The organism is Shewanella salipaludis (assembly GCF_012911865.1).
GTDB lineage: Bacteria > Pseudomonadota > Gammaproteobacteria > Enterobacterales > Shewanellaceae > Shewanella > Shewanella salipaludis.
In genome coordinates this window covers 80,706-101,826 of the sequence record NZ_JAAXYH010000006.1, presented here as the reverse complement: position 1 = coordinate 101,826, position 21,121 = coordinate 80,706, and the positions used below count along the sequence as shown (strand labels likewise).

General features: G+C 54.9%; 22 protein-coding genes and 1 tRNA gene. 5 read left to right on the top strand and 18 right to left on the bottom strand.

Features of this window, described 5'->3' with window-relative positions; translation table 11 throughout:
- Window positions 1–31: 31 nt before the first annotated feature.
- From HC757_RS10225 to HC757_RS10150, 16 genes are all read right to left on the bottom strand, one after another.
- The gene (locus HC757_RS10225; RefSeq protein WP_169564245.1) at window positions 32–424 is read right to left on the bottom strand and encodes a flagellar protein FlaG; all 393 of its coding nucleotides are present in this window, start codon (window positions 422–424) and stop codon (window positions 32–34) included.
- 249 nt (window positions 425–673) lie between these two features.
- Entirely contained in the window at window positions 674–1,834 is a 1,161-nt protein-coding gene (locus HC757_RS10220) for a flagellin (protein ID WP_169564244.1), read from the bottom strand.
- Window positions 1,835–2,161: 327 nt separating this feature from the next.
- Entirely contained in the window at window positions 2,162–3,325 is a 1,164-nt protein-coding gene (locus HC757_RS10215) for a flagellin (RefSeq protein WP_169564243.1), read from the bottom strand.
- Window positions 3,326–3,521: 196 nt separating this feature from the next.
- On the bottom strand, window positions 3,522–4,727 hold the full coding sequence (gene flgL, locus HC757_RS10210; RefSeq protein ID WP_169564242.1) for a flagellar hook-associated protein FlgL: 1,206 nt from the start codon (window positions 4,725–4,727) through the stop codon (window positions 3,522–3,524).
- A gap of 10 nt (window positions 4,728–4,737) precedes the next feature.
- The gene (flgK, locus tag HC757_RS10205) at window positions 4,738–6,657 is read right to left on the bottom strand and encodes a flagellar hook-associated protein FlgK (protein WP_169564241.1); all 1,920 of its coding nucleotides are present in this window, start codon (window positions 6,655–6,657) and stop codon (window positions 4,738–4,740) included.
- Window positions 6,658–6,694: 37 nt separating this feature from the next.
- The gene (gene flgJ, locus HC757_RS10200) at window positions 6,695–7,747 is read right to left on the bottom strand and encodes a flagellar assembly peptidoglycan hydrolase FlgJ (RefSeq protein WP_169564240.1); all 1,053 of its coding nucleotides are present in this window, start codon (window positions 7,745–7,747) and stop codon (window positions 6,695–6,697) included.
- A gap of 16 nt (window positions 7,748–7,763) precedes the next feature.
- Entirely contained in the window at window positions 7,764–8,855 is a 1,092-nt protein-coding gene (locus HC757_RS10195; protein ID WP_169564239.1) for a flagellar basal body P-ring protein FlgI, read from the bottom strand.
- Window positions 8,856–8,866: 11 nt separating this feature from the next.
- Window positions 8,867–9,541 (bottom strand): flagellar basal body L-ring protein FlgH, encoded by a 675-nt coding sequence (gene flgH, locus HC757_RS10190; RefSeq protein WP_169564238.1) that lies wholly within the window; start codon window positions 9,539–9,541, stop codon window positions 8,867–8,869.
- Between the two features lie 10 nt (window positions 9,542–9,551).
- On the bottom strand, window positions 9,552–10,340 hold the full coding sequence (gene flgG, locus HC757_RS10185) for a flagellar basal-body rod protein FlgG (RefSeq protein ID WP_169564237.1): 789 nt from the start codon (window positions 10,338–10,340) through the stop codon (window positions 9,552–9,554).
- A gap of 10 nt (window positions 10,341–10,350) precedes the next feature.
- On the bottom strand, window positions 10,351–11,094 hold the full coding sequence (gene flgF / locus HC757_RS10180) for a flagellar basal-body rod protein FlgF (protein WP_169564236.1): 744 nt from the start codon (window positions 11,092–11,094) through the stop codon (window positions 10,351–10,353).
- 181 nt (window positions 11,095–11,275) lie between these two features.
- On the bottom strand, window positions 11,276–12,652 hold the full coding sequence (gene flgE / locus HC757_RS10175; RefSeq protein WP_169564235.1) for a flagellar hook protein FlgE: 1,377 nt from the start codon (window positions 12,650–12,652) through the stop codon (window positions 11,276–11,278).
- 65 nt (window positions 12,653–12,717) lie between these two features.
- Window positions 12,718–13,485: a flagellar hook assembly protein FlgD gene (gene flgD / locus HC757_RS10170; RefSeq protein ID WP_169564234.1), complete on the bottom strand. Its 768-nt coding sequence runs from the start codon at window positions 13,483–13,485 to the stop codon at window positions 12,718–12,720.
- A 24-nt stretch (window positions 13,486–13,509) separates the two neighbouring features.
- Entirely contained in the window at window positions 13,510–13,926 is a 417-nt protein-coding gene (flgC, locus tag HC757_RS10165; protein WP_169564233.1) for a flagellar basal body rod protein FlgC, read from the bottom strand.
- Between the two features lie 2 nt (window positions 13,927–13,928).
- The gene (gene flgB / locus HC757_RS10160) at window positions 13,929–14,327 is read right to left on the bottom strand and encodes a flagellar basal body rod protein FlgB (protein WP_169564232.1); all 399 of its coding nucleotides are present in this window, start codon (window positions 14,325–14,327) and stop codon (window positions 13,929–13,931) included.
- Between the two features lie 132 nt (window positions 14,328–14,459).
- The gene (locus HC757_RS10155; RefSeq protein WP_169564380.1) at window positions 14,460–15,299 is read right to left on the bottom strand and encodes a CheR family methyltransferase; all 840 of its coding nucleotides are present in this window, start codon (window positions 15,297–15,299) and stop codon (window positions 14,460–14,462) included.
- 115 nt (window positions 15,300–15,414) lie between these two features.
- Window positions 15,415–16,335, bottom strand: a complete 921-nt coding sequence (locus tag HC757_RS10150) for a chemotaxis protein CheV (protein ID WP_169564231.1) — start codon at window positions 16,333–16,335, stop codon at window positions 15,415–15,417.
- Between the two features lie 198 nt (window positions 16,336–16,533).
- Between HC757_RS10150 and flgA the strand changes: the two genes are divergently transcribed.
- From flgA to HC757_RS10135, 3 genes are all read left to right on the top strand, one after another.
- Window positions 16,534–17,241, top strand: a complete 708-nt coding sequence (gene flgA, locus HC757_RS10145) for a flagellar basal body P-ring formation chaperone FlgA (RefSeq protein ID WP_169564230.1) — start codon at window positions 16,534–16,536, stop codon at window positions 17,239–17,241.
- A gap of 74 nt (window positions 17,242–17,315) precedes the next feature.
- Complete coding sequence (flgM, locus tag HC757_RS10140; protein WP_169564229.1) at window positions 17,316–17,636, top strand: flagellar biosynthesis anti-sigma factor FlgM; 321 nt, start codon at window positions 17,316–17,318, stop codon at window positions 17,634–17,636.
- 2 nt (window positions 17,637–17,638) lie between these two features.
- Window positions 17,639–18,064 (top strand): flagella synthesis protein FlgN, encoded by a 426-nt coding sequence (locus HC757_RS10135; protein ID WP_169564228.1) that lies wholly within the window; start codon window positions 17,639–17,641, stop codon window positions 18,062–18,064.
- Window positions 18,065–18,135: 71 nt separating this feature from the next.
- Here the strand turns inward: HC757_RS10135 and HC757_RS10130 are convergent, their stop codons facing one another.
- Window positions 18,136–18,594, bottom strand: a complete 459-nt coding sequence (locus tag HC757_RS10130; RefSeq protein WP_169564227.1) for an LPP20 family lipoprotein — start codon at window positions 18,592–18,594, stop codon at window positions 18,136–18,138.
- The gene (locus HC757_RS10125) at window positions 18,591–19,223 is read right to left on the bottom strand and encodes a FlgO family outer membrane protein (protein WP_169564226.1); all 633 of its coding nucleotides are present in this window, start codon (window positions 19,221–19,223) and stop codon (window positions 18,591–18,593) included. Before HC757_RS10125 ends, HC757_RS10130 begins: the two co-directional genes overlap by 4 nt.
- Before the next feature lie 524 nt (window positions 19,224–19,747).
- On the opposite strand from HC757_RS10125, the gene HC757_RS10120 reads away from it, so the two are divergent.
- Entirely contained in the window at window positions 19,748–20,926 is a 1,179-nt protein-coding gene (locus tag HC757_RS10120) for a flagellar assembly protein FlgT (RefSeq protein WP_169564379.1), read from the top strand.
- A 55-nt stretch (window positions 20,927–20,981) separates the two neighbouring features.
- Window positions 20,982–21,057 (top strand) — tRNA-Arg (locus HC757_RS10115).
- Window positions 21,058–21,121: the final 64 nt, after the last annotated feature.

Genomic DNA, 21,121 nt, shown 5'->3' with positions numbered 1-21,121 from the left:
CCTTAACCCAAGACTGTCGCTAGCGAGAGCATCAAGCCTCTGTCTTCACCAGCAGTCCGGCCACATCCGAGAGTTTTTGCGCCAACTCCAATGCTTCTGCATTGGGGATCTGGCGTATCACCTCCCCCGAATCCATGTCCATCACGCTCACCACAGGAATATCCAGGGTATCATCGACCTCAAATGCCAAGCCCTTGCGCATCACAGACATCATGTCGGATAAGTCCGTGGCGATTTTCTGCAACTGCTCGAGATCCGTATGCTCTGCCTCTGCGGCATCTTGGCTTTGGGCTGTCTCATCGGTCGTATTTAGCCGCGCTTCCAATTTGCTCGCAGGCTCGGTTGCCGGCTGTGGCGCCGTGGCAGGCTTCAGATCTGCTGCAAAAGTTGCGCCATAAGAAGTATTTACTGTGTTAATTTCCATCACTTCGCTCCATATCCACTCATCCGTGTCACCCGGGCCTGCTACCCTTAACTCGATAAGTCGGTCATCGCTTCCAAACAAAGCGAAGGCAAGACCAACAAGCAGATCAGAGTCACCTCGAACCTCATAGTACCTTAAAGCAGCAAGGGAAGGTCCGCAAACGAACCTTCCCTGATATCAGCTCAGCTGTATTACAAGTCATTCGATTGGACACGGCAATTACAGCTTAGCCATGCCCATTATCGGCTGTTACAGCAGTGACAAGGCTACCTGAGGCAGCTGGTTAGCTTGGGCCAACATGGCTGAAGACGTTTGCGACAGGATCTGCTGCTTGGTCATCTGCGCTGTTTCCTTGGCGAAATCCACATCCTGGATACGGCTGCGGGCATCGGCCACGTTGCTTTGGATGTTGCCCAGGTTGTTGATGGTGAAGTTCATGCGGTTCTGTACCGCACCCAAATCGGCACGCTGGCCATCAATGCTCGAAATAGCGGCATCGATAATAGTCACCGCATTTTGCGAACCGGCAGCAGTGCTGATGTCGATATCACTGACTTTAGAAGTAGCGTTGGCCGTATCATCACCACCCAAGGCAAAGGCGACACTGCCGGCGGCGCCAGCCAGAGTCAAGGTATCTGTGTTGTTTGCGATACCGTCAAACGAGAAACCTGTGCCGGCAGCATCAAGCTTGGCAAATACCCCTGTTGCTTCTGAAGCGCCATTCAGCGTGTTATTGATGGCATCGACGGTTTCGGCCGCAGTTGTCGCCTTTGACAGATCAACAGTCAAAGTTTCGGCGCTGCCACCGGCAGGAGTATAAGTAAACACCAAGTCATTGGCGGCAATCGCGGCAGTAGTAGTAGCTGCGTCATAAGTACCGGCGACTGTCTGACCCGCTTTGCCTATGTTGTCTGCAGAGATATCACCCAAGGTCAGTGAGATGGTTTCATTCGCGCTCGAACCTACCTGGAAGGATTGAGTGCCATAGTTGCCGTTCAATAACTTCTGACCACCGAAAGAGGTCGTATCTGCGATACGGGTCAATTCGGTTTGCAGCGAAGAGATCTCTTTCTGCATAGAAGCACGATCGTCTGCCGAGTTGGAACCGTTGGCCGATTGCAGTGACAGGTCACGCATACGTTGCAGAATGTTGGTGGACTCGCCCATGGCGCCTTCGGCAGTTTGGGAGATAGAGATACCGTCGTTGGCGTTGCGCATGGCCACATCCAGACCGTTGATCTGACTGGTCATACGGTTGGAGATCTGTAGACCGGCGGCATCGTCCTTGGCACCATTGATGCGCAGACCCGAAGACAGACGTTCCATCGACGTCTTCAAGGAGCCGTTGGCACTGTTCAGATTCTTCTGTGAATTCATTGAAGTGATGTTAGTGTTTACTGAAATAGCCATAGATGATTTCCTCTTTTATACCTGGCTTGAAAACTTGCCTGTCTGCTTAAGCCAGGCGGGTCTTATTGGTTACAGTCACTTTAACGGCAGCACTTTTTCTAACTTTAATGTTTTTTCTTAAAATGTTTGAAAAATATGCTTTCCATGAACTCACCAGCGGAAAACAGGCATCTCAGGCCGACTGGCAGCCGGTATCCAAACTGACATCACTGTCAATAAACAGAAAACCATGGCCAGATACGGCGCCAACAATAACAAAGAGGCGCCAATAATGTTGGCGCCTCTCTTACTCTCTCAATTGAATCTCACCCAAGCCAAGCCCTCGGCTTAGCCCAGCAACGACAGCGCGACCTGAGGCAGCTGGTTGGCCTGGGCCAACATGGCAGATGAGGTCTGCGACAGTATCTGCTGCTTGGTCATTTCAGCGGTTTCCTTGGCGAAGTCCACATCCTGGATACGGCTGCGGGCGTCGGTCACGTTGCTCTGAATGTTGCTCAGGTTGTTGATGGTGAAACTCATGCGGTTCTGTACCGCACCCAAATCGGCACGCTGGCCGTCGATGCTCGAAATGGCGGCATCGATAATAGTCACCGCATTTTGCGAACCGGCCGCAGTACTGATGTCGATATTGCTGACTTTTGACGTTGCATCGGCTGTACCATCACCACCCAAGGCAAAAGCGACACTGCCGGCGGCGCCAGCCAGAGTCAAGGTATCTGTGTTGTTTGCGATACCGTCAAATGAGAAACCTGTGCCGGCAGCATCAAGCTTGGCAAATACCCCTGTCGGTTCTGAAGCGCCATTCAGCGTGTTATTGATGGCATCGACGGTTTCGGCCGCTGTTGTCGCCTTTGACAGATCAACAGTCAAGGTTTCAGCGCTGCCACCGGCGGGAGTATAAGTAAACACCAAGTCATTGGCGGCAATCGCGGCAGTAGTAGTAGCTGCGTCATAAGTACCGGCGACCGTCTGACCCGCTTTACCTATGGTGTCCGCAGAGATATCACCCAAGGTCAGTGAGATGGTTTCATTCGCGCTCGAACCTACCTGGAAAGATTGAGTGCCATAGTTGCCGTTCAATAACTTCTGACCACCGAAAGAGGTCGTATCTGCGATACGGGTCAATTCGGTTTGCAGAGCTGACAGCTCTTTATTCATCGCCACCCTATCATCGGCCGAGTTGGAGCCGTTGGCCGATTGCAGTGACAAGTCGCGCATACGCTGCAGTATGTTGGTGGACTCGCCCATGGCGCCTTCGGCAGTCTGGGCGATGGAGATACCGTCGTTGGCGTTGCGCATGGCCACGTCCAGACCGTTGATCTGACTGGTCATACGGTTGGAAATGGCCAAACCTGCGGCATCGTCCTTGGCGCTGTTGATGCGCAGACCCGAAGACAGACGCTCCATCGAAGTTTGTAAGCTGCTGTTGGCACCGCCCAGGTTCTTCTGCGCCTTCATGGAGGTGATGTTAGTATTTACTGAAATAGCCATGTTAAATTCCTCTTTCTTAGTTTGATGCCAAGACTTGAGAGCCTGGCTAAGTCATATCGCTAAAATGAATATATCTTCTTGCTTTACTCATTAGTGCCACTAACCCACTGGACACCTATCTGTATCACTGACATCCAATGTCGTTCTTGCTGTTCCGGCGCCTATCTTCAACTGCCGGAGCGATTCAAGGGTCGACTCATATATAGTCAAACAATGAAACCGAACCGACTTTACTGAACACGCTCGACACGGCATTGAGCGCCTGTTGCTGTTTCTCAAACTCGCTGATCGCCGAGGCGTAATCCAAGTCTTCAAGCAGAGACAGTGCCGAGTTATTGACAAGCTTCTCATCACTGTGCGAACTCTGGTAACTCTCGACCCGCTTCAGGCTGATACCGGCTTCACTTCTTGCGTCGCTGATCTGTGCCATACCACTGTCAAAGTTATTCAACAATTGTGCCAACTCTGAGTTTCCTGCCGGCGTATTTGTCTTGCCGGGATCTTTTATCAAGGCAATGGCACTGTTCAAAGTATCGAAAATGCTGACTTGTGCCTGTGGCTGCATGCTGAAACTGTCCCCGGCAACTGGGGTCCCCTCCAGCTTGACTTCTATGCCGTTGAAGCTCACAGGGGCACTGGGATCGTAATTGGCAAGGTTGGCGACAGGATTGTTGGCGGAGTCGAGCACTTCAAGGTCCAGCCCGCCCGCACCATTGTCAGTGACATTAAATGTATAAGTGTCAGCAACATAAGTGGTTGCATCGGCAATCTTGGCACTGCTGACGCTGAACTCGCCCTGTTGACTGGCCAAATAATTGACGCTGTAGTCCCCCATGGCGTTGGGGGCGTTCATGAAGGCGGCATCCCCCGTCACATTGGTCCCCAGGGCCACATTGGAAGCCACCATGGTGTTGCGCACGCCGCTGTCGCCGCTGTAGCTTATCTTGCCCGTGGCATCGAATTGAAAGGGCTGGGTGTCGGTATTGAAACCGGCAAACAGATAATTGCCCGATTCGTCCTTGCTATTGGCCATGGCCAGCAGCTCGTCCAGACTGCCCTGCATCTCGGCGGCAAGAGTTTGCCGATCGGCATCACTGAGGCTGCCGTTCACTGCCCTCAGTATGAGATCCCGGCTCGACATGGCCAGGTTTTCGGCACTGCCGAGCTTGCTCTCGGTCACGCTCAGGCGGCCGCTGGCATAATCTATATTCTTGACGAATTGATCGACCAGGGCATTTTGCTGATTCAGGTTATCTATCCCCAGCGCCGCCACGGGATCGTCACCCGAGGTAACGACCTTCTTGCCACTCGAGAGTTGCTCCACCAGCTTATTGGTGGCGCTCTGTTTCTCCAGCACGCCGCTGATATTTTGATTGAACATCTGTGCGGTAGAAATGCGCATCCCTTATCTCCTAGCGTACCGAGTTAAACAAGGTGTCAAATAGTTCGGAAGCCGTGGTCATGATCCTGGCGGATGCCTGATAGGCCTGTTGAAAACGCATCAAGTTGGCCGCCTCTTCGTCCAGGTTGACGCCGGACTCGCTCTCGACCCTGGCATAGGCTTGCTGATAGATGGCGTTGGCGGTGCCAACCTTCACTTCCGCCGCCTTGGTCTGGTTGCCCACACCTAACTTGGTTTGCTGAAACACGTCGGCCAGGGTCGAGGCGCCGCCGTTCATCAGCTTGCTTTCGCTCAGCTTGGCCATGGCCACCAGGTTGGTATTATCCCCCTGGGCAGCCGCCAGATCGAAGCTGAAGCTCTGCCCCGTCTCGCCTGCCGAGGTCACTTCGAAGGTGAAACCGAAGGCACTGATGTTGGGCGGCGTGTAGGCCGTTGGCCCCGAAGTGCTGCCATCGGCCGCCAGGGTGGTAAAGGTATTGGCGACCGTGTCCAGTGTGAAGGTCAGCTCGTTGCCCGTGACCGGGAAGTTGGCGGCATTGCGGTTGTCTATGCTGACGAGTTTGACCTGGGTATTGCCCGAATTAGCCGCATCTGCGTTGATCTTGGGGCTGGCGGCGGCAATGCCCTTGGGATCTGTCATCACCACGGCGATGCCACCGGCCGCGCCGGCCGTGGGACGTATGGCAAACTTGTTGCCCGCCGCCAGGGAAGCCACGCCCGAGTCCAGGCTGATGCTGAAGCCGGCACCGCCTTCGAGCACAGTGCCGTTGAGCGTCAAATTGGTGACTGCGCCGCTGTCGACATCGGTCAATTGATAGTTGGCACCGTCGAAACTCAAGTCGTAGGCACCGCCGGTCAAGGCACCTGTGTCATCGATATTGACACTCAGGTTGGCCGCCGTTGCCGGGGTGGTGGCATAGGCACTGACCCGGCCGCTGGACATCAGAGGATCGTTGATGTCCCGAAAGATATTCTGTCCAACCTGGCCATTGAGATCCATGCCCTGGCCCTGCATGCTGTTGAAGGCGTCGGCGATGCCCAATGCCAGTTGCCCCATTTCATGACTGGCCGGCACCAAGGTTTGATCGCGAAACTCGAACAGCGCCTGCAGTTGCCCACCCAGCTTGCTGGGATCTATCGCCACATTCTTGTTGCCTATGGTGCCTGTGAGCTCAGTCTCCCGCGGTATGGGATCGCCCTGCTTAGTGCCCACTGTCATGGCGAGTTCGCCCGAGACCAAGATCATGGCGCCGCCGAGCATTATGGTCTTGGCCCCTGTGTCCAAGGGGATGACATTGACTTCGGCGTATTGGCTCAGCTCCTGGATGAGCGCATCCTGGTGATCCAACAGCTGCATATCCTGGCCGCTCGACTTCATCAACTCCCGGTTGATGTTGCCAAGCTCCTGGCTGATTTCATTGACTCTCTTGGTGATCCCTTCTATCTGGGCATTGGTCTGCGTCAATTGACCATCGAGCTGGGCCTGCATCTGATTCAGGCTGTCGGCGACCTGCCCGGCGGAGGCCAGCATGCCGCCACGCACCCCGAGATCCGCCGGCAGATCGGCCAGGGAATTGATGCTGGAGAAGAAGTCGTTCAGCCCCTGGGGAACTGCCTTGCCAATGACGGAAAACAACTGATCCAACTCGCTCAGTTTGCTGTAGCTGGCTTCGGCAGCCCCCACCCCTGTCTGGCCGATGCGCAGCTCACGGGCGGCGTAGTCGTTATAGATGCGTTTCACGTCGGAAACATAAGTGCCTGCGCCATAAAAATGCCCTCCCAGTTGCTGCGATTCCAAGGTCGCTTGGGTCGCCACCTGCCTGTGATAGCCTGCGGTATTGGCATTGGTGATGTTGTTACTCGTCAGCCCCAGCTGGGACTGAGATGCCATGACACCGGTGCGGGCGATATTCAGTAGATCGATAGACATTAGTTGGCGCTCCTGGGAACAAATATGGTGACCTGCATCATCGCGTCTCTCCCGGTATCAGGGTCTTGAACTCCGCAGTGATGGACTTCATCACCTTGATCACCTTGTCGGCATAATGGGGATCTGTCGCATAACCTGCTTGCTGCAATGCCTTGATGAACTTGGCGGGTTCGGCGGCCACTTGCCGGGCTTCCTGGTAGCGCTCACCCTCGGTGATGAAAGACACGAAGTCATTGAAGCTCTGCTCGACGTTGTCATACATCCTGAAATCTGCTTTCTGTTTAACGGCTATGCCCTGTTCAAATTCCAGGGTATTGACGCTGGTCTTATCGCCGTCCCAACGTTTGTCGGCCTTGATATTGAATAAGTTATTGCTGCAGGCACCGTCGCTGCGGCGCACCATCTTTTGCCCCCAGCCGGTTTCCAGCGCAGATTGTGCCAACAGCAACTCTGGGCTGGTGCCCAAGGCCTTGGCCGCTTTCTCGGCATGGGGATAGAGACGGGTGACAAATTCATCCCGGCTGTCGAAGGTCGCATTCGCCTGGGTTGGTGTCGCTGCCGACGGCAAGCTCTTGCCACTCAAGATGGGAGCCAATATGCCGTCTGCCGTCTGTGGGCTCGCCTCTGTCCTGTGATGCCGGCTCGGGAACAGCAGTTCAGGCTGAGAGCCAGCTGTGGTTGCCGCCGTGGCAACAGGAGGGATGGCGGCGGCCGTGTCATGCTGCCGCGCCGGGCTGGCCCCAAGTTCACCTCTGAGCACAGAAGCAGGGGTCACCTTGCTCCCCTCCGGAGACAACTGCTGCACCATCATGTCCGCCAGACCCAGCACGCCCTTGTCGGACAAGTCGACCGACAGCTGTTGATCGCGCATCTGTTCGTAGAATTTGGTGTATTGGCTGTTCATCGGGCTGTCGGACTCGAACACCGCATTGGCGTCACGCATGCTCTTCATCAACATCTGCACGAAAATGCCTTCGAATTGCTTGGCCACTTTCTGCAAGGCGCCCTTCTGATCTTGCTGCGCCTGCGAGCGCAGCGAATCCAGGCCGCCCAGATCGAGAAAGTGCGATGAATTTGACAGCTTTTCCATGGTTCCCCGACAATTTTCAGATGATGATGAGTTCACCATGCAAAGCGCCTGCCATCTTTAACGCTTCGAGGATCGCCAACACATCCGAAGGCGCCGCGCCGACCAGATTTACCGCCCGCACCAGTTCATCCAGAGTGGTGCCAGGATTGAACATGAACATGCGGCGCTTGTCTTCTTCGACACCTATGGTGCTGTTGCTGGTCACCACTGTCTCACCCTGGGACAAGGCATTGGGCTGAGACACATTCAAGGCCTCGGCTATGGTCACGGTCAAGCCGCCATGGGTCACGGCCGCCGGCAACAGCTGTACATTCTGACCTACCACTATGGTGCCGGTACGGGAATTGACTATCACCTTGGCCGACTCTTCTGCCGGTTCAACCTGAATATTCTCCAGGGTCGCCAGGAAAGACACCCGCTGGGACACATCCCTCGGGGCACTGACCTGGACCGAAGTGGCATCCAGGGCTCTGGCCATGCCCTCACCCAGCAGATCGTTGATCGCATCCGCCATGCGCTCGGCGGTGGAGAAATCGGAGCGGCGCAGGTTAAAGGTCAGATAATCCCCGCTGGAGAAGGAGCTGGCGACCGGACGTTCGACAATGGCGCCATTGGGGATCCTGCCAACGGTAGGGGTATTTTGGATCACCTTGGAGCCGTCGAGGCCCTCGGCACTGAAACCACTGACCACCAGGCTGCCCTGGGCTATGGCGTACACCTTGCCGTCGACCCCCTTGAGGAAGGTCTGCAACAGGGTGCCGCCACGCAGACTCTTGGCCTCACCCAAGCTGGAAACGGTAACGTCAAGACTTTGACCCGGCTTGATGAAGGCCGGCATGTCGGCGTGAACTGCGACCACGGCAACGTTCTTGATCTTGGGACGAAAACCGTCCGGCAAATTGACGCCGAAGTTCTTCAGCATGGTAGTAAAGGTCTGCTCCGTATAGCGGGTCTTCTCTCCCGTGCCCGGCAGACCGACCACCATGCCGTAGCCTATCAGTTGGTTGCTGCGCACCCCCTGGACATTGGCTATGTCCTTGATGCGCTCGGCGTAACCAGGCAGGGCCAGCAGCAATAAGCCGGCTGCGAGTATGAATTTAGCTTTCATGGGCAAACTCCTCAGAAGGGCCACCAGTCGCTCAGCAGAAACTGACCTAACCAACCCACTTTTTGGGCTTCGGCAAAGGTACCTGTGCCACTGTATTGGATGCGGGCATTGGCGACCCGGGGAGAATCTATGGTGTTATCTGGGCGAATGTCCTGGGATCTGACTATGCCTGTCACCCGAATAAACTCATCCCCATTGTTGATGCTGATCCATTTCTCACCGCGGATCACCAGGTTGCCGTTGCTGAGCACTTGCATCACGTTGGCCGAGATGCTGCCATCGAGACTGTTGCTCTGATCCGCCCCCGATTCGCGCTTGGTATTCATCGCATCTTTGTAGCTCAGGTCCAGCGGCACCCCTTTGATGGTGACATTGCCCCCACCGGCAAAGAGCGGTTCCACCGACAGATCCGAGCCCTTCTTGATCTTGTTGTTGGCGCTCTTGCTCGCCTGGGTCGCCTCTTTGAGCACCACAGTGATGATGTCGCCGACCTTATGGGCGCGAATATCCGAATACAGGCTGGATGCCTGGCTCTCCTGATAGATGGAGCCAGTGACCTCCATCTTGGTCGGCGGCGTGTCAGGATAAACAGGCGCATAGAAAGGATCGTCGGCGATGGGTTTGTTCTGGGTCGAGCTACAGCCAGTAAGCAACAGACCGGCAAGCAGCAGCAGGTATCTAGCCATGGGGCGTTCCCTATAGATTCTGGGTAACATAAGACAGCATCTGATCCACGGCAGAAATCACCTTGGAGTTCATCTCATAGACCCGCTGACCTTCGATCAGGTTGACCAGCTCTTCGGTCACATTGACGTTGGAGGTCTCCAGTGCGCCCTGGCGTATGGCCCCCATGCCATCGAGCGAAGCCGTGCCCTGAATGGGGGTGCCGCTGGCGCCGGTTTCCTGGTACATGTTCTGTCCCATGGGGTCCAGGCCAGATGGATTGATGAAGTCTGTCATGCTCAGCTGACCTACCACCTGGTTCTCGGCGGTCCCCGGGGTTTTCACCGACACTTCGCCCTCGGAGGAAACGGTAATGCTGGTCGCATTGTCGGGAATGGTAATTGCCGGCTGCACCACGTAGCCGGAACCCGGGGTCACCAGCTGGCCACTCTCGTCCAGGGTAAACTGGCCGTTGCGGGTGTAGGCCGCGGTACCATCGGGTAGCTGCACCTCGAAGAAACCCGGTCCCTCGATCATCAGATCGAGCGAGTTGTCCGTGGTCAACATGTTGCCTTGGGTAAACGACTTTTGGGTGGCGACCACCTTGGTACCGGCACCGATATTCAGGCCATTGGGCAGTTTGGTGTTGGAGGCGCTGACGCCGCCGGCCTGGTTCACCGTTTGATAGAGCAAGTCTTCGAACACGGCACGGCTCTTCTTGTAACCCACAGTGCTGGCGTTGGCGACGTTGTTGGAAATCACGGCGATGTTGGTCTGCTGAGCGTCTAAGCCAGTCTTACTTATCCATAAGGCGGGATGCATAATCTATCTCCTAACTAATGCGCATTAATGCAGAGGAAGCGCGATCATTCTCTTCTGCTGTTTTCATCATCTTGACCTGCAACTCGAACTGACGCTGTAAATCGATAAGGGACACCATTTCCTCGACGGCGTTGACATTGCTGCCCTCGACCGCCCCACTCTCGAGCGCCACCCGGGGATCCGCCGGCGCATCCTGGCCCGAGGTCAAACGGAATAAGCCGTCCTCGCCGCGCATCAGATTCTGGTTGCCCGGGTTAACGAGCTTGATGCGACCGACTTCTTCTATCACTTCCGCCGTCGCCCCCTGGGGCCTGACCGAAATGATGCCATCCTGGGAAATTTCGACCTTCTGGATCGGCAGTGGCAGCACTATGGGACCATTTTCCCCCATCACCGCATTGCCCCTGTCGTTGCGCAGCAAGCCGGTAGTATCGAAACTCAGGCTGCCGGAGCGGGTATAGGCTTCGGCGCCATCCTTCCCCTGCACAGCTATCCAGCCATCGCCCTTGACGGCTATGTCCAGATCCCTGCCCGTGGTCTTGATGGGGCCTGCCTTGAAGTTGGCCGAAGGCGACTCAGTCATGGCAAATACCCGCGACGGCATGCCTTCACCGAAGGCTTGCATGGCACGCGCCTGTGCCATGTCCGACTTGAAACCATCGGTATTGGCATTGGCTAGGTTGTTGCCACGCACGGCCAGCGCATTCATATTCTGCTTGGCCCCGCTCATGGCGACATAAAGTAATTTGTCCACTGGCTGCTCCGTCAAACTTCCTACATGGCTAATATAAAGCAAGCATCATGCCAAAAAGTAGACGCGCTAATGAGTGGATAACTAAGAAAAAAGAATGGGGAATGGCTGACGGGGGAAATCTGCCGCAAGGAAGCGGCAGAGTGTTGCCGCAGGCGGCAACACTCTTATGGGCATGAAAGCGTTAGCGGATCTGCAATATCGTCTGTTGCAGGGTGTTGTTGATTTCCAGGGTACGTGAGTTGGCCTGGAAGTTGCGCTGGGCCGAGATCAGATCCACCAGCTCAGTGGTCAAGTCGACGTTCGACTGCTCCAATGCCGACGAGCGTAAGCTGCCGAAGGTGCCGCCATTGGCCTCGCCGGCCAAGGCCTCACCCGAGGCTTGGGTCGCCTTCCAGGAAGTGTTGCCCACCTGGGTCAAGCCCTGCTCGTTGGAGAAGCGCACCAGCGCGACCCGTGCCAAAGGCACAGTCGAGCCGTTGCTGTACTTGGCGGTCACCAGACCATCGGCGCCGACCTCGACATTGGTCAGACGGCCGACCGTCACCCCGTCCTGGCTCAATGCGGTGGCGTTGAACTTCTCGGAGAACTGAGTCGGATTATCGAACTGGATGGTGATCTGCTGAGTTGCATCGGCGGCGGCGCTCAGCACGTTTGAGCCACCGGTCCCCAGCGCTTCCGTGGTAATGGTCGCTGGGTTGCTGCCTGTGTAAGCCCCGACAGAGTTGAAGCTGACCACGGCCCCGGTCCAACCACCCGTGGTCTGGGCGGTACCCGTTGGATCTACTATGCCGTCCCCGTCCGTATCCGTATCTGTATCTTTGACATAGCTTCCGACCGCACCGGCATCCAGATTGACAGGTTTATCATCCATGGCATAGAAGGCGACCCAGCTGCTGTTGCCTCCGCTGGCGGCCCCAGGAGGACGGACGAAATAAGTGGTCAACACATGGGACTCGCCGAGGGAGTCATAGACGGTCACGGCCGTCGAGTTGTTGAAGGTCTTGGCATCATCGGGATCGAAGTTAGCCGGATCCAAGGTTTTCTCACTCGAGTTCAGGTTGACCGTCATGGAAACATTGGAGGTTTTCACCGGGCTGCCTGCGGTATCGGGAATTTGCACGGGTTGGGTGGTGGTCAGACTCACAGAGGTGGAATTACCCTCTTTGTCGACCGGAAAGGTCTGCAGATAGTTGCCGGCCGAGTCCACCAGGAAATTGTCCGCGTCACGCTTGAAGGCACCGGCACGGGTATAGGAATAATCCTGGGTCCCGACCGAAGAAGAGGTGACGAAGAAGCCATTGCCACTGATGGCCATATCCAGCGCATTGTTGGTGAACTGCAGGCTGCCCTGGTGGAATTGCTGTGCCACCTGAGTCGTGGTGGCCCCCCCGCCGACGGCGGTTTTGCTGTTGGAAAAGATCGAATTGGCATAAACATCGGCAAATTCCGCCCGCGATTCCTTGAAGCCGACCGTGTTGACGTTGGCAATGTTGTTTGCCGTGGTATTGAGATCTTTCTGCGCCGCAGCGATACCACTCAGTGCAATATTAAATGACATAGTTCACCTCTAATTCTGACTAAATGCTTGGTTAGGCGCCGGGCGCCCTATTCATTAAATTCGAGTTATGTTTCTGAAACGGCCAACACATCGGCTAACTTGATGCCACCCATGCCTCTCAGATTGAGGATGGCGCCGGTGCTGGCGGTTCCCAATGACACACTGGAGACATGCGAGTAGGTCGAAACGGCGAGTTCCTGGGCCTTGCCATCGACGCTGCCACTGGCCTTGAAGGAATAGTTGCCTTCCTTGACCGGCACGCCATTCTTATCCAACCCATCCCAGCTGACGTCTATGTTGCCGCCTTCGCGGCCATCGACTATGAAGGTCTTGATCAACTGACCCGACTCATCTTCGACGCTTATTTTGATGTCCTGCATAGGCGCGGGCGTACTGATCACCCCCTTGATGCCGGGATCTTCACTTGAGCTGTAACCCACATCGGATGGGATCAACACCTTACGGCCAACCAGACCCGATGCCTGCAGCGCCTGGCTCGAGGTGGTCAGACTGTTGAGGTTGCCGATTTCATCGTTCAGCTTGCCTATGCCGTCGACGGTGGAGAAAGAGGCCATCTGAGCGATCATCTGGTCGTTGTCGACCGGCTTAAAAGGATCCTGCATCGACAACTGTTGGCTCAACAGGGAAAAGAAATCATCCTGTGTCAGCTGTTGGCTCTTGGCCTCGGGCACGCCCGAGTCCTCCGGCAAGCTGATGCTGTCCAGGAAAGGATTTCCCGTCGAGCCTGTGCTCGATGTGGAATTGGGGCTCACACCGCTCTTGCTCTGAACATTCTGAGCGGACGTGTTGAGTACGTTATTGACTAGGCTCATAGCAAACCTCCGGAAAGACTCATATTATTTACCCATTCTCAGGGTTTGCTGCAGCATGGATTTCGCCGCGTCAGCCACCTGGACATTCATTTGATACGAACGTGAGGCAGAAATCATGTTGGCCATTTCTTCCATCACATTGACATTTGGTTTGTAGATAAAGCCATCGGTATCGGCCATGGGATGATCGGGAGAATATTCTTTCAGCAGCGGCTTATCGCTCTCGACTATGCCTCTGACCGCAACCCCCTGCGAGTCCAGCTGTTGACTGCTGGCCTTGGCCAATTCGGCTTCGAAGATAGGCTGTCTGGCACGGTAGGTCTTGTCTATGCTGCTCGATACCGAGTCGGCGTTGGCAATGTTACTGGCAGTCACATTGAGCCTGACAGATTGCGCCGACATGCCCGAGCCTGCCACATTGAAGATATTGAATAAACTCATGATTAATCTCCCCTAATGGCCTTTCTCAGCCCGGAAAACTTGCTGTCGAGGAAGCCCAGAGACATCTGGTATTCCAAGGCATTTTGCATGAAAGCCGACTGCTCGTGCTGCACATCGACAGTGTTGCCGTCGCCGGTATCGGGTTGATCCGGCACCCGATACTGCACATTTTGCTGAGAAAGTGCGGCCAAATCGAAATGTTTCTCGTTGGTGACAGAGGTTCTCAGACCATGCTGCTTGCTTTGGGCGGTTTGCATCGCCGAGGCGAAGTTGACATCACGCGCCTTGTAATGGGGAGTATCGGCGTTGGCTATGTTGCTCGACAGCACTTCGGCCCGCTGGGCCCGAACACCCAGAGTGTATTGGTGCACGCCTAGTGCTTTGTCAAAACTGATCGCCATAAATTTGCCTCCTAATTCCACTGACGGAATTAAAGCAATTCATGTGCCAACAAATAAGTTAGAGTAGATATATTGCGGGAGAGAATGAAAAACCACCGAATTATTTCGGTGATTTTCTTTTAAAAGAATAGCTTAGGTCTTTTTCTGGTAATAGATGCCAGGGTTACAACGCACCATATCAAATTCATCGGTCAGACCGGCAATGGACTCGGATGCCCCCAAGAACAAGATCCCCCTGGGGTTCAGGGCGGCAGCAAATTGCCGCAGTATCTTTGCCTTTGCCTCCGGGGCGAAGTAGATCAGCACATTGCGGCAAAAGATGATGTCGAACTTACCCAGCAAGGTATAACTCTCGAGCAAGTTGTGGGCGCGGAAATTCACCAGCCGCTTGACGTTATCCTTGACCTTCATGGTCCCCGTCGGGGTGGCATCGAAGAATTGGCGCTTGCGCTCCTCGGACAGGCCCCTTGCCAATGCCAGGCTGTCGTATTCGGCATTCTTGCAACGCTCCAGCATTGAGGGTGACAGATCCGTCGCCTGAATGCTCGCCCCTGCTGGCAGGGTGCCCGGCCTGCGCTGTTGATATTCGAGCACCGTCATGGCCAGGGAATAGGGTTCCTGCCCGGAGGAGCAGGCGGCCGACCAGATCTTCAATGGCCGCCCCAAACGGCTGTACTCGGGCAACAGCGCCGAGCTCAGCAATTCGAATGGATACCTGTCCCTGAACCATAAGGTCTCGTTGGTGGTCATGGCATCTATGACTTCAGCCCTGAGTTGGCGCTCTATGGGTTTCATCGATTGCTTGACCACGTCGGAAAGCGAGGGTAACTGATACTTGCCCATCAGGGGCGCCAAACGGCTGCGAACCAGATACTGCTTATTGTCACCCAAGACGATGCCGCTATGTTGCTCTAAAAACAACCTGAACTGGTTATATTCGGCTTCAGCGAGTGATTTATTCGGCACATTAATATCCTAACTGCGATGAACACCACTCACGCCAGTGTCTGTTCATACGGGTAAAAAAGTAACGACCATCCTTGGATCTGTGTTACCAGGCTCGCGGGCAGGCCCGGGGATAAAAAGGTTAAAGGCTCAGATGTTTATTGACTGCGGCAGCCAACTCATCGGGATTAAACTTGGCAATAAAGTCATTGGCACCGACCTTTTGCACCATGGCCTGGTTGAAGACACCGCTCAAGGAGGTATGCAACACTACCTTGATATGCTTGAGTTTGGGATCGTCACGGATCTCCGCCGTCAGGGTATAGCCATCCATCTCAGGCATTTCAATGTCCGAGATGATCAAGGGGATCTCATCGGCCACATTATCCATCTCGGTGGCGACGGCTTTAAGCTTGTCCAATGCTTCCTTGCCGTCTTTGGCCGTGTCTATCTGCAGGTTCAAGGACTCCAGCGAGCGTATGATCTGCTTGCGCGCCACCGACGAATCATCTATCACCATGATATGGTAGTGTTGGCCTCTATCCAGGGTGAGGGATTCGTCCACTTCCTGACTGATCTGGGTCTTGACCGGTGAGATTTCATCGAGGATTTTCTCCACGTCGAGGATCTCCACCAACTCGCCCTCGATTTCAGTCACAGCCGTCAAATAGGAATAACGCCCCGCGCCCTTGGGTGGCGGCATTATGGCATCCCAGTTCATGTTGATGATGCGCTCGACCGAGCTCACCAGGAAACCCTGCACGCTGCGGTTGTATTCGGAAATGATCACGAAACAATTTTCGGTACTGGCGATGGGACGGCCACCCGTGGCGGCGCTGAGATCTATGACCGAGATGGTGGTACCACGAATATTGGCCACGCCGCAGACGTGCTTATTGAGTCTGGGCAGGCTGGTCAACTTAGGGCACTGCAATACTTCTTTGACTTTAAATACGTTAATGCCGAAACGCTGCCGTCCATTGAGCTTAAAAAGCAATAACTCTAAACGGTTTTGTCCAACCAGTTGGGTACGTTTATTGACTGAATCAAGAATGCTCGACATAACCCTGCCTTGTTGTTGTGTTTATGCAGTATCCTAGCACTCATACGAGTATAGGCATATAAATTGCTTACTACTCACCAGAGATAAAATTCGCCTTAGACAGAGTCAATTTTCTGACAAACTCCAGATAAACGACATCCAGCTCGGGCCCGGTGAAAGTATAGGTATACTCTAGCGTGCGACGCTAGCATCTTCATTATGAAAGTAAATTTACTTTGGTTGTTAATCACTTGCTTCATGCCATTGGCGGCTCTCGCAGCCGACGAGCCTGTGACTCCCACTATATCGGCCATAATGGCGCAGACTAAAGCCGTAGTAGCGAAAAAAATTACCGCTCCGGACAACGCCAGAGTCGAGATCACCCCGCTGAATCTGGACAGTCGTCTCGCGCCCCCAAGGTGCAGCACAGCCGTGACGGTCGAGTTGGCCAGCGACAGGGAAATCAGCCGCAATAATACCGTAAAAATCGGCTGCAACAGCCCCGACCTGGACTACCCCTGGCAAGTCTATGTCTCGGTCAGAGTCGATATCCTCTTCCCTGTGGTGGTGGCCACAAACATACTCTCGGCCGGTGACTTGATAACCGCCAATGAGCTCGAGATCCGCTACATAGATCAAACCAGTCTCAGGGGGCAGCAATTTGCACAGCCAAGCGAAATAGTAGGCACCAGAGTCAAACACAGGGTCGCCATGGAGGCGCCCATACTGGCGAATAATCTCTGTTTCGTCTGTAAGGGCGATGCCATTTCGATCTTCGCCCGCTCCGACGCCTTCGAAATTAAAACCTTGGGCGAAGCACTCAGAGACGGCAATCTGGGTGACACCATCAGGGTCAAAAACAGCCATTCAGGCAGGGAATTGGATGCCAGAGTCAGCGGAATTGGCGAAGTGGAAGTTAGGATGTAAAATAAGCTAAAGTTTTATTCCCGACCGCCGATACCCAGGTTAAGAAATCTTGATACATGCTGCTGGAGCCAAAAATGGCAATGGATATTAACAAACTCAACACGGCAACGAACGCCCAGATGCGTTCGACCCAGGCCAAATCAACCGGTGCGGATACGGCACAGGTGGCCAAGAATAGCGGAGCCCCGAAGGGGGATTCGGTCGTCATCACCCCACAGGCGCAACAACTGCAAGGAGTGCAGACTAAAATGGCCTCACTGCCGGAAGTCGACAGCAAGAAAGTGGCTGAAATTAAACAGGCTATCATAGAGGGCCGCTACAAAGTGGATCCCGAGAAGCTGGCCGTTAATATCGCCGGTTTTGAAAGCGAGCTGAGTGAACTGAATAAAGAGTAACCATGACTGAACTGCTCGAACTGGTTGAACTGCAATTTGCCCAACTGACAAGCCTTAAGGACATAGTCCTCAAGGAGAAAACGGCGTTGGCCGAACAAGATGCCGACACCCTGCTGGCACTGGCAAGCAGCAAATCCCACTGCCTCGGCGAATTATCGACTAACGATCAACGTATCGCGGCCCACCCGGATAAGGCACTGCTTGGCAGCGTCCCCGAGTTGAGCCAGAAAATTGCCTCGGCCAAACACTTGCTGGCCGAATGCCAGCAACTCAATGAGCAGAATGCCGCCTTGATTGAGCTGAGCCTTGCCAGCCTGAATCGTTTTTCCCAAGCGCTACAAGTCAGCCGTAACGCCACTAGCCTCACCTATAACGATAAAGGCAGGACCTCAACCATTTCCAGCTTAGGCAACAAGCTGAAAGCCTGAGCCGGCGAAAGCACCACAACATAAAAAAACCACCCCGGGGTGGTTTTTTTATGCCCGTCTGCATTACCTGCTTAGAAGTAAGTCACTCGCTTGACTCTCTGCGATCTCTGCCCCTGTTGATACAAGGCCCATACCTGGGCAAAATCCAACTCGAGCTCGGTCACATAATGCTCACCGGCCGGGTAGGTTTTCACCACCCTGGCACCGCGAATGACCCCGGATACCGACGCCTTGATGTTGTCATCCGTAACCAACCAGTCACTGACACTGGTGTTGGCTGCCAGCTGCTGGCCATAGACCTGCTCGGCCAACTCACGGTAAGCGGCGATCTTGGAGGCCTGCATGGCCATCAACACCCGCTGCGACTGCTCCTTCGCAGGTTGGGTCGCCAGTGGTGCATAACCTATGGCGGTCAGCTTGGGAAAACTCTTGGGGGCCTCTGTCTCCCACTGCACATACCTGTCAGGTGCGGCGCAAGCCGTCAGTCCCTGAGCCAAGGACAAAGCCAGTAATAAGGCCAGCTTGTTCATTGCACTTCTCCTGTCACAGTCACCATCCCCTGCGCCGCGGCGGCATTCAGGTACAAGAGCCCTTGGCGCGAGACCACACGCTCGGCGGGCTGCAAATAGTCAGGGAGTTCGGCCTGGCTGACGAAGCTCTGCGAGCTGGACAACACCCTGCCGGTGCCGAGCTCCACTATCCTGCTGTTGATCACCATGCCATTGACGGCGGCGCTCAGGGTCGTCACCAACAGGTGCTCGACCTGCAGATCCTGCGGCAACTTCTGCCAGTCGCGGCTGAGGATAAAGTCTCCCTGGGGCGTCACGCTCAGCATCTGGGCCACATTCTGATCGACCAGACTGAACTCTCGCTGCTGCAAGGCGCCGACGAATCCCTGCTGCAATTGCAGCGCCAGGGCGTTGGTTTGCATTAAATCATCCACCATCACAGGCGTGGTGACCAACAAGGGCTGATCTTGCCCCAGCCCGGTATTGTGCAACACCAAGTCGTTCACTATCCGCTCGGCCAGGTAATTGATCGCCCCCTGGGGCGGCAAAACCGCGGCCAGGGTCAAGCCTGGAGTGGCAACCATGGCGGTGTCATGCCCGGCGCAGCCACCCATGAGCAACACCAGAGGCAACAAAGCCATTTTATACATAGGTACCTTCCTCAGTTCTTGCCTCTCAGGGCATCAAGTTGCTCACGCGCCTCGGACGGCAAACAGAGCAACATACATTGCGATAGCTCTCTATCGGCCTCATGGCGACAAACTTTATCCCATCCCAGGCTAAAAAAATTTTTAAACAGGCATAGATATTGCTTATTTTGCGTGAAGAACCAGAAAGTGCGCCGCGGCGTCATATCTATGACAGACGCCAGGCTATGACTGACGTGACTCTATGATTGAGTTGCAGCAGAGAGTCGCAGTAGCCAAGACGCCAACCCAAAATTTCGGCCGTAAAGACAGGGCAATGACTCATGCAGCCAGCTATGATGCAGCAGATCGGGATGCAGCAAACCATGATGCAACAAACCATGATGCAACAAACCATGATGCAACAAACCATGATGCAGCAAACCGAGATGCAACAAACCATGATGCAACAAACCATGATGCAACAAACCATGATGCAGCAAACCGGGATGCAACAAACCATGATGCAACAAACAGTGCGACAAAAGATGCGACTCTCAAGCCAGTCGGCAAAATCCAAGTTAGTCTTGCTCCTGAGTCTACTCGGCTTGGCCCTGCCCCTCCAGGCCCAGTGGGTCGAAGTCAGTGGCGAAGCCAAGATCTTCGATGGCAAGGTGGACAAGGCGCGGGAAGAGGCCATCAACCAGGCGATGAGTTATGCCACCTTGGGCAGGGGCGCCAACCTCAGCAGCGTGCAAACCGTCAGCCAGGGCAATTTGGTCGAAGACAACTTCACCCTCAACCGGCTCACCCAGGCCAACAGCATAGAAGTTGTCGCTGAACACCTCAGCAACAACAGCATCAGGGTCGAATTACGCCTGGATCTGACCGAGGACGGCGCCGAGCAATGCATGAGCGACCATCTCAAGGCCGCCATTTTCATTCCCCAGGCGCAGATTAGCGACAGGACCCAACTCAGGCATGGGCAACTGGACGGCCTGGGTGAGGCCATATCCCGGCGGCTGGCGGCCGGCCTGGATCTGGACTCACGCACCGGCTTCAGTCACTTACACGCCAACGAACGCCTGGACATGAAACAGGCTCTGGCCGACAATCCGGGCAATCGTCTGCCCGGCTGGCTGGCCGAACTCAGCGACAGCCAATACATGTTGCTGATCAACATACTCGATGTTTCCACAGAACCCGAAGCGTCCCATCTGCTGGGACTCTGGCATAGCGCTCCCCAGAGGCAATTCAGCATGGAGCTGAGGCTGTATCACGGGATCAGCGGCGAAGCCATCTGGCACAATCAATACCGTAATTCGGCCCCCTGGGAGTTTGAGCTGCAGGAAACTGTGGCGCCAAACAGCGAGCGTTTCTGGCGCTCGGCTTACGCCAATGGCATAACCCAGGTACTGCAGCAAGCGACACGGGATTTGGATAACAGCCTGGGCTGCCGCCCCCTGCTCGGCCAGGTGATAGCCAAACACGGCAGCAGGCTGGTCCTCAACCTGGGCCGCAAGCATGGGGTGAAGGTCGGCGACAAGTTTCAATTGGTATTGCAGCAAAACCTGCCCGACCGGCTGGCGCAGATGCGCCCCATCGCCAGCAAGAGCCGCGCCAGCATCACCATAGAACAGGTCACGGAAGAGAGCGCCACCGCCCTGCTCATGGGTGAAAATGCAGCAGATAACATACAAATCAATGATATCACGCTCAAGATTTAAGCAACTAAATCATAAGGCTTTTAATTGGGGATGAAATCAGTATAATCACTCCCGTCTCTCTATAGCTCAACAGGATAGAGCAGCCGCCTCCTAAGCGGCCGATCGGGGTTCGAGTCCCTGTGGAGAGACCAGTTTTTTCTCCCTCCCTTTTAAATTCAATCAGTTAGTAAAATCCAAGCTCCTGTGCCGCCATCT